This window comes from Nonomuraea sp. CA-143628, assembly GCF_050942315.1.
GTDB lineage: Bacteria > Actinomycetota > Actinomycetes > Streptosporangiales > Streptosporangiaceae > Nonomuraea.
The window spans coordinates 11,379,510-11,392,438 of sequence record NZ_CP192072.1 but is presented as its reverse complement, the minus strand read 5'-3'; the positions used below and the strand labels follow the sequence as shown (position 1 = coordinate 11,392,438).

Genomic DNA, 12,929 nt, shown 5'->3' with positions numbered 1-12,929 from the left:
TTGATGAAACATGCGTTGTGCCGTCATCGGCCTGGGAGAGGCGGGCGGCGTCTTCGCCGCCGCACTCGCCGCGTCCGGGCATGAGGTGCTCGGGTACGACCCCGCCAACACCCCCACCCCCGAAGGTGTCACCAGGACCGCGACGCTGAGGGAGTGCGTCGAGGGAGCCGCGTACGTCCTGGTTTTGACCGCTGCCTCCGCCGCCCCCGCTGTCGCGGCGGAATGTGAGCCCCTTCTTGCCGAAGGCGCCTGCTACGCCGACTTCACCTCCGCGCCGCCCGCGGTCATGGAGCGGCTCGGCGGGACCGTCGACGGCTTCGCGGACGTGGCCATTCTCGGCCCCGTGCCGCTGCACGGGCACAAGGTGCCGCTGCTCGTCAGCGGGCCGGGGGCGGCGGCGCTCTCCCAGCTCGTGAGCCCGCTCGGCACCCCTGTGGAGGTGCTCGACGCGCCGCCCGGCGCGGCCATGGCCCGCAAGCTCCTGCGCAGTGTGTTCATGAAGGGGCTGGCCTTGGTGGTCTGCGAAGCCGTCACGGCGGGGGAGGCCGCGGGTGACAAGGACTGGATCCGGGCCGAGGTCGCCAGGCAGCTCGCCGGTGACGGGCAGGCGATCATCGACCGGTTCCTGACCGGCACCCGTACGCATGCCGTACGGAGGGCGCAGGAAATGCACGACACCGGGGCGTACCTGGACGATCTCGGGGTGCCGACCGAGATGACCCGCGCCGCCGAGCAGGGTCTGCGCCGCATCGCGACCCAAGCCGACCCCGTCCTGGCCGAGGCCCGCCCCTGACAGCTCTCTTCCCAGACGGTCTCTCCCCAGACGGTCTCTCCCCAGACGGTCTCTTCCCAGGCGGCCATGTCGTGCCATGGTTGGCATGGTCGCCCGGGAAGCCGCCGTATTTCAGCGCCGCATCCCGCTGGCGTCAGATCCGGTCGCTGAGGGTGCGCAGCAGCGTGCCGAACCCGCGAGTGGCGAGGCGCGGTGGGGCGGCGCCGTTCAGGCGCAGGAGGTACTCGCCTTGCAGCAACGTCCTCGGGCCGGACACCGCGAGGCTGTGCGTGGCGATCGTGGAGGCCAGGGCCGCCTGCCGCCTTCGCCTGGCCGAGTACACCTCTACGACCGAGTGCACGTCTACGACCGAGGCCGGATCGGGTACGGCGCCCAGGCAGTCCACCAGCGTCGCCACGTCCTCTAACGCCTGGTTGGTGCCCTGCGCCATGACGGGCGGCATCCCGTGCGCCGCGTCCCCGAGCAGCACGCACCGCCCGCCACCCCAACGACGCGGCACCTTGTGCCGGGTGTGCGGGAACGCTTCGGCGTCGCCCTCACCCAGCGAGGCCAGCACCCGCTCGACCGGCGAGCCCCATCCCCCGAACCGCCGGCGCAACATCTCCAGCGGCTTGTCCTCCGGCGGCGCGCCCGGCGACCACGGCACGTCGAAGAACCACTGCATGAGCCCGTCACCCGCCCCCATGTACCCGAAGTCGCCCTGCCGGCCGACCATCATCGTCGTGGTCGATCCGGGATCGAACGGGGCCGGCGTCAGGCCCTGCCAGGTCGCCACACCGGTCAGGGCCGCCGGGCCGTCACCCAGGACGAGGGTACGCACCCGCGAGCGCACGCCGTCGGCTCCGACCAGGACGTCACCGGCGTACTCCTGACCTGCCTGAGTCCGCACCTGTACGCCGCCGCCGTCGGCCCGCAACTCCGCGACCCGTGCGCCGAACCGTACGGTCCCCTGCGGCAGGCCGCTCTCCAGAAGGGTGATCAGCGACCCGCGCGGGATCACCCGCGCCACCGACTCGAACCGTTCGGCCAGTGCCGCCAGGTCGAACTCCAGCACCCGGCGCCCGCGTGCGGTCCGCAGGCATAACGTCGTCAGCGGTTGTCCGGTCCCCTCCAGATCGACGCCCAGGTCCCCGAGGATGGCCGTGCCGTTGTGCCACAGCGTGATGGCCCCGCCCTGGACACGCGGCTGCGGTGCCTGCTCCAGCACGACCACTTCGTGGCCCGCGCCGATCAATCCGCGCGCCGCCGCGAGCCCGCTGATCCCCGCCCCTGCCACAAGCACCCGCACCGGCGGCCTCCACTTCAACTCTACGAGAAGTAGTACTACCCCTTATAGAGCATCTGGCCACCGTCCACAAGGTCGCATGGAACAGGGCCTCCACCGCGCCGTGGAGGCCCTGTCCCGGTCAACGCTCGATGATCAGCTGCAGTGTTCGAAGATGCTGTCGTAGGTGGAGGAGCCTGCCTTGCCGCCCCACTTCACGCACTGGTCCGCCGCCGCGGCGCGTACCGGCCCCGCGTAGTACGAGAAGTTGCCTGAGTCGGTGACCCTGCTACTTCCCCGCACTTCCAGGTAGGCGCTCGTCGCCGTGGCGGTGCCGAGGGAGGTCTTCTTCAGGGTGGCGACGCAGTTGTTGCCGTTGCCGCTGTTGTAGAGCAGGTAGACCGTGCCGGAGGTGCCGAGCGCCGCCGAGTCGATCACGTCGTAGCCGGCGCCGCAGACCTCCTGCGGGGTGTACGGGTTGGTGGTGTTGCCGCAGTTCTTGGAGGTCACCGTCTGGTTGGGGTAGCCGAAGGTCGTGCCGTTGAAGACGGCCTTCTGGATGTTGGAGGGGTAGTCGGTGCCCAGCCGTACCTCGTAGTGGAGGTGGGGGGAGATGTTGTTGCCCGGCTTGCTGGTGTTGCCGACCGTGCCGATCTTCTGTCCCTGGGAGACGGTGGCTCCCTCGCTGACCGAGCGAGTGTTGAGGTGCGCGTAGTAGGTCGCCCAGCCGCCGCCATGGTCGATCTTGACGAGGTTGCCGTAGCCGTTGGTCGAGCCCTGGTGGGCGGAGATGACCACCGTGCCCGCGGCCGCGGCCACGACGGGGTCGCCCAGGTCGGCGTCGGCCGTGCTGCCCCGGTTGAAGTCGATCTCCCACGACAGGTGGGCGCTGCTCCCGTTGGAGTTGCCGGTCCACGCCTGCCCGCAGGGGAAGGGCAGCTGGAAGTTGGTGGCCATGATGCTCGCGTCCGCCGTCACCTGGTTGGGCGGGTCGCCGCCGCTCTCCTCGCCTGGGTCGGCGGCGGCGACACTCAGGAACAGGGCTAAGCCCGCGATCGCGATTGCTCGGAGTTTCAACTGGACCCCTTCCGCACCGTGTTTGTCTTGCTAGGGCCCAGGGTGGGAAAAATCCGTACAGAAAACATACAGAAACTGCATGGTTTCGCTCCGTGTCCGTGGGTGGCCCTCCGTACGCGTGCGAACCGGCCCTCTGTACGCACGGCGAAGACCGGCGAAGCGGCCCGCGAGCTAAGCCGTCCGAGCCGCTACCGTCCGCCACCCGAAAGTGACGGAGCCGGTCAGAAGCACCAGGCCGGACAGCACGCCACTGATGAGCGGCACCCAGGTCACAGCCGCCGTGGCCGCCAGAACGAGACCGGCGACACCCAGCAGAGTGAGCACCACACCGGGCACCGCGATGCTCCAGTCCTTCCAAATGGGCGCCAACGCGATGAAGTGCACACCGACCACGAACGCCACCCAGGCCACATTGGTCTCAACAGGACGCTCCCAGGCGGCCAGCACCCGGAGGCCGCCGAAGAGCAGGATCGCCTCGGCGGCGACAATGATCAGGTAGCCGCGGCTGAACATGTTCCGCTGCGGACCCGCGGCGGACCGCTCCTTGCGGGCGGTGACGAACCATAGGGCCATGACGCTCGCGGCCGCCAGGCACGCGGCCACTCGCAAAAGATTCACGGTCACGGAGTTGAGCGGGCTCTGCGCGTTGACGACGACGAAGACCGCGCCGAAGACCGCGCCAACCAGTAATCCAGTCATTCGCTGCATGGTCTTATTGAATTCCATGTCGTGCGCGGTCCGTAGTGGGGCTGGGACGAGGACGAGGTAGGTCTGGCACTACTTCGCCGCCCGGCGACGGAGAGGTGGGACCGGGCGCTACCCGGCCGTGATGGCGGCAAAAAGGCGGGACCGGGCGCTACCTGACTGTGCCGCGCAGGTAGGCCAGCACGGCCAGCACCCGCCGGTTGTCGTCGCCGGAAGCAGGCAGCTCCAGCTTGGCGAACACGCCGGCCACGTGCTTGCAGACGGCCGCCTCCGTGATCGCCAGGGTGCGGGCGACGGCCTTGTTGGAGCGCCCTTCGGCGATCAGCGCCAGCACCTCGCGCTCGCGCGGGGACAGCCGGTACGCGGGCTCAGTGACCTCCCGGGCCCTGGACCAGGTCTGCTCGAACAGGTCGATGAGGGTGGCGATCAGACTCTGCTGCCGGATCACCAGCGCGCCGGGCGCGTAGGCGACGGGGGTGATGCGGACGAACGCTATGGTCCGGTCGAAGATGAGCAACTGCTGGATCGGCTCGTCGACGACCCGGTGCAGGTCACCGGCCGCGTGCAACTCCCTGAGCCGGGCCGCTTTGCGCGGGTCGTCCAGCACGCTCGCGTGGATGATCGTGCGCATCGTCATGCCGTCCCGCAGGGCGTCGAGCACGTCGACCCGGCTCTTCTGCTCTTCGCGGCCCTTCTCCGACGATCCCACCGGATGCATGGCGCGCAGCTCACCGGCCGAGGCGGCGGCCTGCGCGATCTGCTGCCGTACGAGCTCGCGGTCCTCCAGCCGTTCGACGTCGACGGGGATGCCGCGCAGCTCGCCCACCACCTCTTCCAGCCGATGGGCCAGCTGGGCCAACGACACGCTCTCGTCCACACGCCTCCTTCGCCTACCGCGCCGTCCGGACGCGGGCCTCCTGGCTGATCCGCACCATTCTGGCAGCGCCGAGCTTGATAAGCGGAGGTCATGGGGTGTCGGTCGACGGGCCTGATCCCACGGTGATGACGATCTTCCCGGCGGGATGGCCTTCGGCGAGGTAGCGGATGGCGTCAGGGGCGTCGGCGAGGGGGTAGGTGCGGCCGATGATCGGGGTGACCGCGCCCGATTCGATCAGCTCTGTCAGCTCCTCCAGCTCTTGGGCGCGTTCCTTGGAGGTCAGGCCATATAGCCGCTGGCTGGTGAACATCGACACAAAGGGTGCGCGTAGCTGGCGGGTGTAGCCACCGAGCAGTCCGCCGGCGTCATGCCCGCCGCCGGCCAGCACCAGGGTCCCGCGCGGGGTCAGGGCGCGCCGCAGCAGCGCCAGTGGGCGGCAGCCCGCGAGGTCGATGATCACGTCGTAGCTCGGCCCGTTGCGGTCGACCTCCTCCCGGGTGTAGTCGATCACCTCGTCGGCGCCGAGCGACCGCACCAGGTCGACCTTGTCGGTGCCGCACACCCCGGTCACCTTCGCGCCGGACGCCTTGGCGATCTGCACCGCGAACGACCCGATGCCGCCGGCCGCGCCGATGACCATCACTCTCTGCCCGGCCTGTACGTGCCCGCCCTCGCGGACGCACAGCAGCGCGGTCACCCCGGAGATGGGCACCGCGGCGGCCTGCTCGAACGACAGCCTGGGCGGCTTGGGCGCGAGCCGCTTGGCGGGGGCGGCCGCGTATTCGGCGAACGTGCCGCTGCGCGGGCTGGTGCCGTACACCTCGTCACCGGGCTTGAACCGCTGAACGCCGGAGCCGACCGCCACGACCACCCCGGCCAGGGCCCGGCCGCGTACCGGCACCCTGGGCCTGGTCAGGCCGAAGGCGACACGTACCCCATACGGCCGGCCGGTCATGCAGACCCACACGCCCGGGTCCACCCCGGCGGCGTGTACCTGGACCAGCACCTCGTCGTCGCCGATCGACGGCCGGTCCACCTCGCGTAACCGGAGGACATCGGCCGAGCCGTACACGTCCTGAGCGATCGCTTTCATGATTTCTCCTCCTGGGAGTCGGGGTATTGGAACACCTCGTCGAGCGGGACCTTGAACACATGGGCTATCTGGAAGGCCATCTCCAGGGACGGCGAGTAGCGGCCCTGCTCGATGGCGATGACGGTCTGGCGGGTCACGGAGATGCGGTCGGCCAGCTCGGCCTGGGTCATCTCGTCGTGCGCGAAGCGCAGGGCGCGGATGCGGTTGGTCACACGGGTCGGTTTCACCATTGAGGCAGGCTCCTGCGGTAGACGATGACCTTGGCGACATTGCCGATGACCGAGGACAGGGCGAAGCACGCGTAGATCACGTTGGCGATCCAGAAGCGGTCCCAGTCGGCGATCGCCATGAGCATCGCCGCGACCGCGCCGATCACCACGAACGCCTGGCCGACGTGGTCGCCCAGCCGCCCGATCTCCCGGTCCCTCTCGTCCTTGAGCAGGGACGCCTTGGGATTGAACGCCCCGACCACGATCTCGATCACGAACGTGGCGAGGATGGCCGCTCCCACGCTCCACAGCAGTGCCGCGCCATAGGGCACTTCGGCCAGCGGGCGCTCGCCGGCCCGGCCTAAGACCACGAACGCGTACCCGCCGTACGCGGCGACGGAGACGATCAGCCGGATCCACGCCCGTCTCTCTTCGAGTGTCATGACAGCTCCTTGATGTACAGAATCTTTGACATCTCAAAAGTAGCGAATCTTTGACTTCATGTCTAGAAAGTTTTACATCGCCCGGCCGATCCAAGCCGGGCCGAACACACGCAAGACCGCCGACGGGCTTACCGGAGTCCGTCGGCGGTCTTCGATCTGGCAGCCGCTAGGGCAGTCCCCACGCGGGCGCGCTGTCATCGCCCGGGACGTCGCGCGGCCGAGAAGGGTGCTGACCTGGTCGGCTGACGACGGCCGTCCTGCCTCTGCGCAGCGGGATCTCGAGCGTGTCCGTACCCCGGTGGGGGAGCGGCCTGCCGTGCTCGTCGCGGACCTCGACCGGGCCCTCGATCCCGTGCCGGAGCCGCAGCGGCTCGCCCGCCTCGCTGTGCACCCTGATCCAGTCCGTACGCCCCTGGCTCCGCGAGGCGTCCACCAGGAACGCGCCCTGCGTACGCAGCCGCTCGACCGACACGTCGGCCCAGGTGGCGGAGACCTCGGGGAACACCTTGACCACCCCGCCGTGGCTCTGGATCAGCATGTCGAGCACCGACTGGGTGGCGGCCAGCGGGCTCTCGATGGCGAAGTTGGCGCCCTCCCTGTACATGGTGTTGGGAGTGATCGCGCAGTTGTCCACGACGTTGCCGTCGATGAAGAAGCGCAGTTGGGCCAGCGCCGCCTCCGGGTTGCCGAACAGCGTCTCCATCGAGGAGGCCGCCGCGAAGCTGTAGCCGTGCCACCGCTCGCGCATGCTCGTCCAGTGCTCGAAGCTGCGCCGGTCGAGCGACTCCTGCAGCGGATACATCCAGAGCAGGTGCGAGTAGTGCCGGTGAGACTCCGCCAGCGGCACGTCCGCCCCGATCATCACCCCGTCCTCGTTCTGGTGGTACGGCACCAGCCGGGCGAGGATCTCCTGCCAGCGGGACTTGCGCGGGTCGTCGAGGCGTAACCGCTCGGCGCTGTCGAGGAGGGTGCGGCAGCCCCAGCGGATGAGCGAGAGGTCGTAGGTGGCGTCGGAGGCGTTGGCGTACTCGGGCGAGCGGGTCTCGGGCAGGTGCAGCCGCCCGTCGGCGCCCTCGACGAGGAAGCGCTCGTAGTAGGTGATCGCGCCGGTGAGGATCGGGTGGAGCACGTCGCGCAGCACACCGTCGTCCATGGAGTGGCGGTAGGCGAGCCAGACGTTGTGCATGCCCCAGGTGAGGTTGCCGGTGTGGTCGTTGGGGCTCACGCCGGGCACGCCGACGTATCGCGGGCCGGGCCTGAGCATGCGGTCGCCCGGATGGCACAGCGCGTACGACTTCCCATCGCGATAACCCGGATTCACATTAAGCTCCAGATTTTCGCGATATTTCCGGAACGTTGTGGTCACCGCGTCCAGCTCCGGGTGGTTCGAGCCGTTGATCATCGGATAGCTGACCTGGACGTTCAGGTTCCACCAGATGTTGGTCCAGCTGTTGCCCGCCTCGGGGAACCACGGCCCCCACTCGGTCACCACGGGCGCGCCGTCCCTGGTGGCCGAGGCCATCTTGTAGAGCTGGATCCAGTAGAACCGCTGCAGCCGCTTGTCCGGGATCGACAGCAGGCTGCGCCGGTAGAACCGCTGCCACCAGAGCCGGTGGGCCACGACCTGCGCCTCCGGGTTCCCGTCGAGCACCCGGCGCACGGTCCGTACGGCCTCCTCGGCCCCGGTCGAGTCCGGGTACCCGTAGGCGATCGTGGCCGCGAACACCCGGCCGGTGCCGTGCCGGACCTCGCGCCAAGCCGTCGTGTAGCCGCCTCCGGCGTGCAGGGGCTGCTCGACGTGCCCCTCGGCGGCCACCGGTTCGGGATTGCCGGTGTATTCGGGCGGGAGCCGGATCGTCCTGGTCGTATGGGAGGGCAGGGGTGTGAAGCCCCATGCCGCCGCCTCCTCTCCCGGGGTCGGCGTCATGGACACCAGCAGCACACCGCGCTGGTTGAGCACGAGCGCGCTGAACCGGACGCCGCCCTGGGCGGTCGTCACGGTCCCGGTGAGCTCGGCGCGTTCGAGGTCCAGTCGCCAGTCCACCGCGGTGACGGTCCCGGCGAAGGTCAGCGTCAGATAGCCGATGGGCAGCCGCGAGTAGCCGATCGCCGCCTCCCACTGCCCGCGCTGGTCCTGTACGAGGGAGTGGCTGAGCATGAACCGCAGGACGTTCCCTTGACCGTCGTTGTTGTAGACGTGCACGCCGAGAAACCCGTTGCCCAGGAACGGCCCGTTCTGCCAGCCGCTGGGGAGCCGCTTCCAGATCATGGCGGCGTCACGCAGGACGTCCCCGTACGCGTCCGTCTTCTCCGGTGCGGCCCGCGCCCACGCGGTGGGGGAGGTGGCGACCACGGCAGCGGCTCCGCCTAAGGCAAGACCTCCGAGGAATGTTCGTCGCGATGATGGATTTTCCGACATAGTGCCTCCGCTGGGGGGACTGATGAGGCAATTCATCTGATGAATGAGAAGATCCATCGCGATGACTGGCTCTGTCAAGCCCTCTCAACGTGCTGGGTCGGCAGGAGCAGCGGGGATTTTCAGCACGAATCGCGCGCCCTTCTCCGAATCCTCGATGGTCAGCGACCCGCCGTGGCGCTGGGCGATCTCCCTGGCGATCGCCAGGCCGAGTCCCGTACCTCCCATGTCCTTGCTCCGGGCGGCATCCAGCCGGGTGAAGCGCTGGAAGACGAATTCCCGCTGGTCAGGGGAGATGCCGGGGCCGTCGTCGTTCACCTCGAGCACCGCCTCCTCCCCCTTTCGGCGGACCGAGATCGCCACGGTGGAGTCGGCGTGCCGCGCGGCGTTGTCCAGGAGGTTGGTGAGCAGACGGCCGAGCTGGAGCCGGTCTCCGTTCACGACCGCGTCGGGGCCGAGGTCTGTCACGACACGTGCTTTGGGGGCCCGGCGTTCGAGCTCGGACTTGACCAGCTCCCGCAGGTCCACGCGGTCGCCGTCGCACTGGAAACCGGCGTCGAGCCGGGCCAGCACCAGCAGGTCGACGACGATCGCCTCCAGCCGGTCGAGGCTGGCCAGCAGGGCTTGCGCCATCTCGGACCAGTTCGCCTCGTCCGGGTGCAGCATGGCCGCTTCCACCTGGGTGCGTATGGCGGTGATGGGACTGCGCAGGTCGTGCGAGGCGTCGGAGGCGAAGCGCCGCTGCTGCTCGACCGCCGCCTCCAGCCGTTCCAGGGTCAGGTTCGCGGTTTCGGCCAGCTTCCGGATCTCGTCGTGGTGGTCGGGGACGGGCACCCGGCGGCCGAGGTCGGTCGAGGTGATCTCGGCCAGCTCGGCGACGATGTCGTCGACGGGGTCGAGGGTCTTGCTGACGGTACGGTAGGCGCCGATCGCCGTGGCGCTGATCATCAACGCGGACCCGAGGAGGAGGGAGAGGACGACCGAGCGATCGATGTACCAGGGGATGAGCGGATCGGCGCCGTAGATGATCCAGTCGCCGCCGGCCCCGGCGACCCGGATGGCCACGACGATCAGGCACGTGTTCGCGAAGCCCGGCACGGTGCAGACGGTCCGGTCCGTTCGCAGGTTGTCGTCCGGCGGGGCGAAGGAGGCCATGCGCGGTTTGCCGAACATCCGCATGTTCGCCGCCACGACCTGGCCGTGGGAGTCCACCACCTGGAGAGCGGCGAGTCCATGGTCGGGTAGCACGGAGGGGAGCTGGTTGCGTGAGATGTGACGGGCCACGTGCAGCTCGGTCTGGAGGATCACGTCGGTCCGGTCGTCCACGGCGCGGTCGTGGGCGCCGACCAGTATGAACACGCAGAAGACCACGCACAACGCCGCCATGACGGCACCGGCCAGCAGCGTCATCCGCGTCCGTACGGACAACTCGTGCCGCAAGGTCACCATGTCTCCCCGTCCGACCGACGATCACGCGCCAGGAGCGGGTCCGGAGGCAGCCGCTCCTGGTTCGCCCGACTCGATCAGGTGTGCCGCGCGTGCAGCATCGGTTTCAGCGCCACCAGTGCGCCTACGGCGAATATCGCGGTGGCCAGGTAGATGAGCCCGAGGTGGCCGAGAGTGGCGAAATGGTACGGATAGTGCGCGGGCAGGGCGACGACCAGGCCCAGCACTGGGACCACGATCGCGGTCACGTACGCCCACCAGAGGCCGTGCCTGACCCCGAACCAGGCGAGTGCCGCGGTGGCCAGCCCGGTCGAGGCGAGGAATCCCGAAAGCGCGATGTGCACGTGCGAGATGTACCTGAACAGATCTGGACTGAACGACTGGACCTGGGCCCGGCTGACATCGACCTCGTGCGGACCGATGCCGAGCTCCAGGAACCCGCCGGTGAAGTTGCGGATGAAGAAGATCACCGCGTAACCCATGAATGTCAGGCCGGCCAGTGCCATGAGCGCCGCGCCGAGCCGCAGGGCGCCGGGCGCCGCTTCTGTCGCCGGGTGATGAGCGATGGTCGCCATGGCCGCCCCCTTCCTGAAATTGTTGCCAAGGGGGGAGCACGGAATGAACACCCCCATTCTCCCACCTGCACGGGAGCGCACTGGGCCACCCTGAGGACGTGGGAGGTGGGCCGATTATTGGGCATTTTGTGACTGGTGGTTCAGCAGGAGGAGACCGCAGGAATACGTACCTCATTGCTACGCTATGAGATGACTTGATGACGTTGCGTAGTTATGGGGAGTTAGCGTGAAGGTCGCCTGCGTCGGCGGAGGGCCCGCCAGCCTGTACTTCTCGATCCTGATGAAGCGGGTGGACCCGTCCCACGACATCACCGTCTATGAGCGAAACCCGGCCGGGTCCACCTATGGCTGGGGCGTGACATATATCTACGAACTGCTCAACAGTCTCCACGGCGTCGACCCCGAGTCCGCGCGTGCCATCAGCGAGAGCTCGGTCCGCTGGGACGGCTGGGTCATGCACGTCCACGACCGGGCGACAGTGACGGTGGACCACGGGGACGAGGGCTTCGGCATCGGCCGGCACCGGTTGCTCGACATCTTCACCGAGCGGGCCCGCTCCCTCGGTGTGCGCATCGAGTACGAGCGTGAGATCGCCGAGGAGGAGGAACTGGCCGACGCCGACCTCGTCGTCGCCGGCGACGGGATCAACAGCGTGCTGCGCGAGCGCCACTCCGACCACTTCGGCACCCAGGTCGCGGTCGGCCGGAACGTCTACCTCTGGCTCGGCACCACCAAGATCTTCGAATCGTTCACCTTCGCCTTCGTGGAGACCGAGCACGGCTGGATCTGGTACTACGGTTACGGATTCGGCAAGGACCACAGCACCTGCGTCATCGAGTGCGCCCCCGAGACCTGGCGGGGGCTCGGGCTCGACCAGGCGAACGAGGCGGACGGCCTGGCCCTCCTGGAGAAGCTCTTCGCCCAAATCCTGGACGGGCACCCCCTGATCGGCCGGGCGCACTCCGACGGCCGGGCGCACTGGCTGAACTTCCGTACCCTGACCAACCGGAAGTGGTATCACGGCAACCTCGTCCTGCTCGGCGACGCCGCGCACACCACGCACTACTCGATCGGCGCGGGCACCGCCCTCGCGCTGGGGGACGCCGCCTTCCTGGTCAACGCGCTGCACGAGGAGACGGCGCTCAAGCCCGCCCTCGCCCGCTACGAGCGGGAACGCCGGGCCGTCATCCGGGCCACCCAGCGGGCGGCCCGCTACAGCGCCCGGTGGTACGAGAGCCTGCCCCGCTACATCAACCTGCCGCCCTGGCAGCTGTTCGCGCTGCTCGGCCAGCGGCAGTCGGTGCTGCTCCCGCACATCCCGCCGCGGCTGTACTACCGGCTCGATCAGGTGGCCGGGAAGCTCGGGCTGACGCGCGCTGCCAAGCACTGACCGCACCCTGGGCTTGCGCTCTGTACCTACTAGTATGTACGGTCATTGCCGTGGACACGAGAGAACGGCTGATCGAGAGCACCCGGCAGCTGCTGTGGGAGTGCGGCTACGTAGGCACTTCGCCGAAGGCGATCCAGCGGCGATCCGGGGCCGGCCAGGGCAGCATGTACCACCACTTCCGCGGGAAGTCCGACCTCGCGCTGGCCGCGATCACCCGTAGCGCCGAGGAGCTGCGTGATCGCGCGGAGGCGGAGCTCGGTGGCTCGGGCGCGCCGAAAGAGCGGATCGCCACCTACCTGCGCCGCGAGCGGGAGGCTCTCCGGGGCTGCCCGGTGGGCCGGCTCACCCAGGACTCCGACGTCATGGCCGATTCCACGTTGCGCCGGCCGATCGAGGAGACCTTCGCCTGGCTGCGCGACCGGCTCGCCGGGGTCCTAGCCGAAGCGCGGGCGGCCGATGAGCTGGCCACCGCGCTCGACCCGGCGGCCACCGCCACCGCGCTCGTCGCGGTGCTGCAGGGCGCCTATGTGCTGGCCCGCGCGGCCGGCGACGCGGACGTCTACGCACAGGCCGTGGACGGCGCGCTCGGCCTGCTCGCCGCCCACTGAGCCCACTGTAGTTTCCTCGCCGAAAGGACGAAG

At 68.9% G+C, this 12,929-nt stretch carries 13 protein-coding genes and 1 pseudogene; 3 read left to right on the top strand and 11 right to left on the bottom strand.

Features of this window, described 5'->3' with window-relative positions:
* Positions 1-10 precede the first annotated feature (10 nt).
* Positions 11-793, top strand: coding sequence for a DUF1932 domain-containing protein (locus tag ACQP2T_RS51435; RefSeq protein WP_433512104.1), 783 nt, complete (start codon positions 11-13; stop codon positions 791-793).
* A 133-nt stretch (positions 794-926) separates the two neighbouring features.
* Here ACQP2T_RS51435 and ACQP2T_RS51430 read toward each other — a convergent pair whose 3' ends face one another.
* The 11 genes and pseudogenes from ACQP2T_RS51430 to ACQP2T_RS51380 all read right to left on the bottom strand — a co-directional run bounded on the left by ACQP2T_RS51430 (position 927) and on the right by ACQP2T_RS51380 (position 10,898).
* Positions 927-2,081, bottom strand: coding sequence for an FAD-dependent oxidoreductase (locus ACQP2T_RS51430; protein WP_433512103.1), 1,155 nt, complete (start codon positions 2,079-2,081; stop codon positions 927-929).
* Between the two features lie 132 nt (positions 2,082-2,213).
* Positions 2,214-3,134, bottom strand: coding sequence for a M23 family metallopeptidase (locus ACQP2T_RS51425; RefSeq protein WP_433512102.1), 921 nt, complete (start codon positions 3,132-3,134; stop codon positions 2,214-2,216).
* A 171-nt stretch (positions 3,135-3,305) separates the two neighbouring features.
* The gene (locus ACQP2T_RS51420) at positions 3,306-3,833 is read right to left on the bottom strand and encodes a hypothetical protein (RefSeq protein ID WP_433512101.1); all 528 of its coding nucleotides are present in this window, start codon (positions 3,831-3,833) and stop codon (positions 3,306-3,308) included.
* A gap of 157 nt (positions 3,834-3,990) precedes the next feature.
* A complete protein-coding gene (locus tag ACQP2T_RS51415; RefSeq protein ID WP_433512100.1) occupies positions 3,991-4,716 on the bottom strand; it encodes a LuxR C-terminal-related transcriptional regulator in 726 nt (241 codons plus the stop codon).
* Positions 4,717-4,804: 88 nt separating this feature from the next.
* Positions 4,805-5,809: an NAD(P)-dependent alcohol dehydrogenase gene (locus tag ACQP2T_RS51410; protein ID WP_433512099.1), complete on the bottom strand. Its 1,005-nt coding sequence runs from the start codon at positions 5,807-5,809 to the stop codon at positions 4,805-4,807.
* The gene (locus ACQP2T_RS51405) at positions 5,806-6,039 is read right to left on the bottom strand and encodes a helix-turn-helix transcriptional regulator (RefSeq protein ID WP_433512098.1); all 234 of its coding nucleotides are present in this window, start codon (positions 6,037-6,039) and stop codon (positions 5,806-5,808) included. Before ACQP2T_RS51405 ends, ACQP2T_RS51410 begins: the two co-directional genes overlap by 4 nt.
* A complete protein-coding gene (locus ACQP2T_RS51400) occupies positions 6,033-6,461 on the bottom strand; it encodes a hypothetical protein (protein ID WP_433512097.1) in 429 nt (142 codons plus the stop codon). Before ACQP2T_RS51400 ends, ACQP2T_RS51405 begins: the two co-directional genes overlap by 7 nt.
* Before the next feature lie 166 nt (positions 6,462-6,627).
* Positions 6,628-8,814: a glycosyl hydrolase family 95 catalytic domain-containing protein gene (locus ACQP2T_RS51395; protein ID WP_433519940.1), complete on the bottom strand. Its 2,187-nt coding sequence runs from the start codon at positions 8,812-8,814 to the stop codon at positions 6,628-6,630.
* A 6-nt stretch (positions 8,815-8,820) separates the two neighbouring features.
* Positions 8,821-8,880, bottom strand: a pseudogene (locus ACQP2T_RS51390) (twin-arginine translocation signal domain-containing protein); the annotation flags it as partial.
* An 84-nt stretch (positions 8,881-8,964) separates the two neighbouring features.
* Complete coding sequence (locus ACQP2T_RS51385; RefSeq protein ID WP_433512096.1) at positions 8,965-10,326, bottom strand: sensor histidine kinase; 1,362 nt, start codon at positions 10,324-10,326, stop codon at positions 8,965-8,967.
* A 74-nt stretch (positions 10,327-10,400) separates the two neighbouring features.
* Positions 10,401-10,898 (bottom strand): hypothetical protein, encoded by a 498-nt coding sequence (locus tag ACQP2T_RS51380; RefSeq protein WP_433512095.1) that lies wholly within the window; start codon positions 10,896-10,898, stop codon positions 10,401-10,403.
* 226 nt (positions 10,899-11,124) lie between these two features.
* Here ACQP2T_RS51380 and ACQP2T_RS51375 point away from each other — a divergent pair, with 226 nt between their 5' ends.
* Together ACQP2T_RS51375 and ACQP2T_RS51370 are read left to right on the top strand one after the other, a co-directional pair.
* On the top strand, positions 11,125-12,288 hold the full coding sequence (locus tag ACQP2T_RS51375; protein ID WP_433512094.1) for an FAD-dependent monooxygenase: 1,164 nt from the start codon (positions 11,125-11,127) through the stop codon (positions 12,286-12,288).
* A 50-nt stretch (positions 12,289-12,338) separates the two neighbouring features.
* Positions 12,339-12,896 carry a TetR/AcrR family transcriptional regulator gene (locus tag ACQP2T_RS51370; protein ID WP_433512093.1) on the top strand — a complete coding sequence of 186 codons (558 nt, stop codon included), beginning with the start codon at positions 12,339-12,341 and terminating at the stop codon, positions 12,894-12,896.
* The last annotated feature ends 33 nt before the right edge of the window (positions 12,897-12,929 follow it).

Bases quoted from the DNA above. Each gene is read 5' to 3' on its own strand.
- ACQP2T_RS51435 (WP_433512104.1), top strand. From the start codon at position 11: ATGCGTTGTGCCGTCATCGGCCTGGGAGAGGCGGGCGGCGTCTTCGCC.
- ACQP2T_RS51420 (WP_433512101.1), bottom strand. From the start codon at position 3,833: ATGACTGGATTACTGGTTGGCGCGGTCTTCGGCGCGGTCTTCGTCGTC.
- ACQP2T_RS51410 (WP_433512099.1), bottom strand. From the start codon at position 5,809: ATGAAAGCGATCGCTCAGGACGTGTACGGCTCGGCCGATGTCCTCCGG.
- ACQP2T_RS51405 (WP_433512098.1), bottom strand. From the start codon at position 6,039: ATGGTGAAACCGACCCGTGTGACCAACCGCATCCGCGCCCTGCGCTTC.
- ACQP2T_RS51400 (WP_433512097.1), bottom strand. From the start codon at position 6,461: ATGACACTCGAAGAGAGACGGGCGTGGATCCGGCTGATCGTCTCCGTC.
- ACQP2T_RS51385 (WP_433512096.1), bottom strand. From the start codon at position 10,326: ATGGTGACCTTGCGGCACGAGTTGTCCGTACGGACGCGGATGACGCTG.
- ACQP2T_RS51380 (WP_433512095.1), bottom strand. From the start codon at position 10,898: ATGGCGACCATCGCTCATCACCCGGCGACAGAAGCGGCGCCCGGCGCC.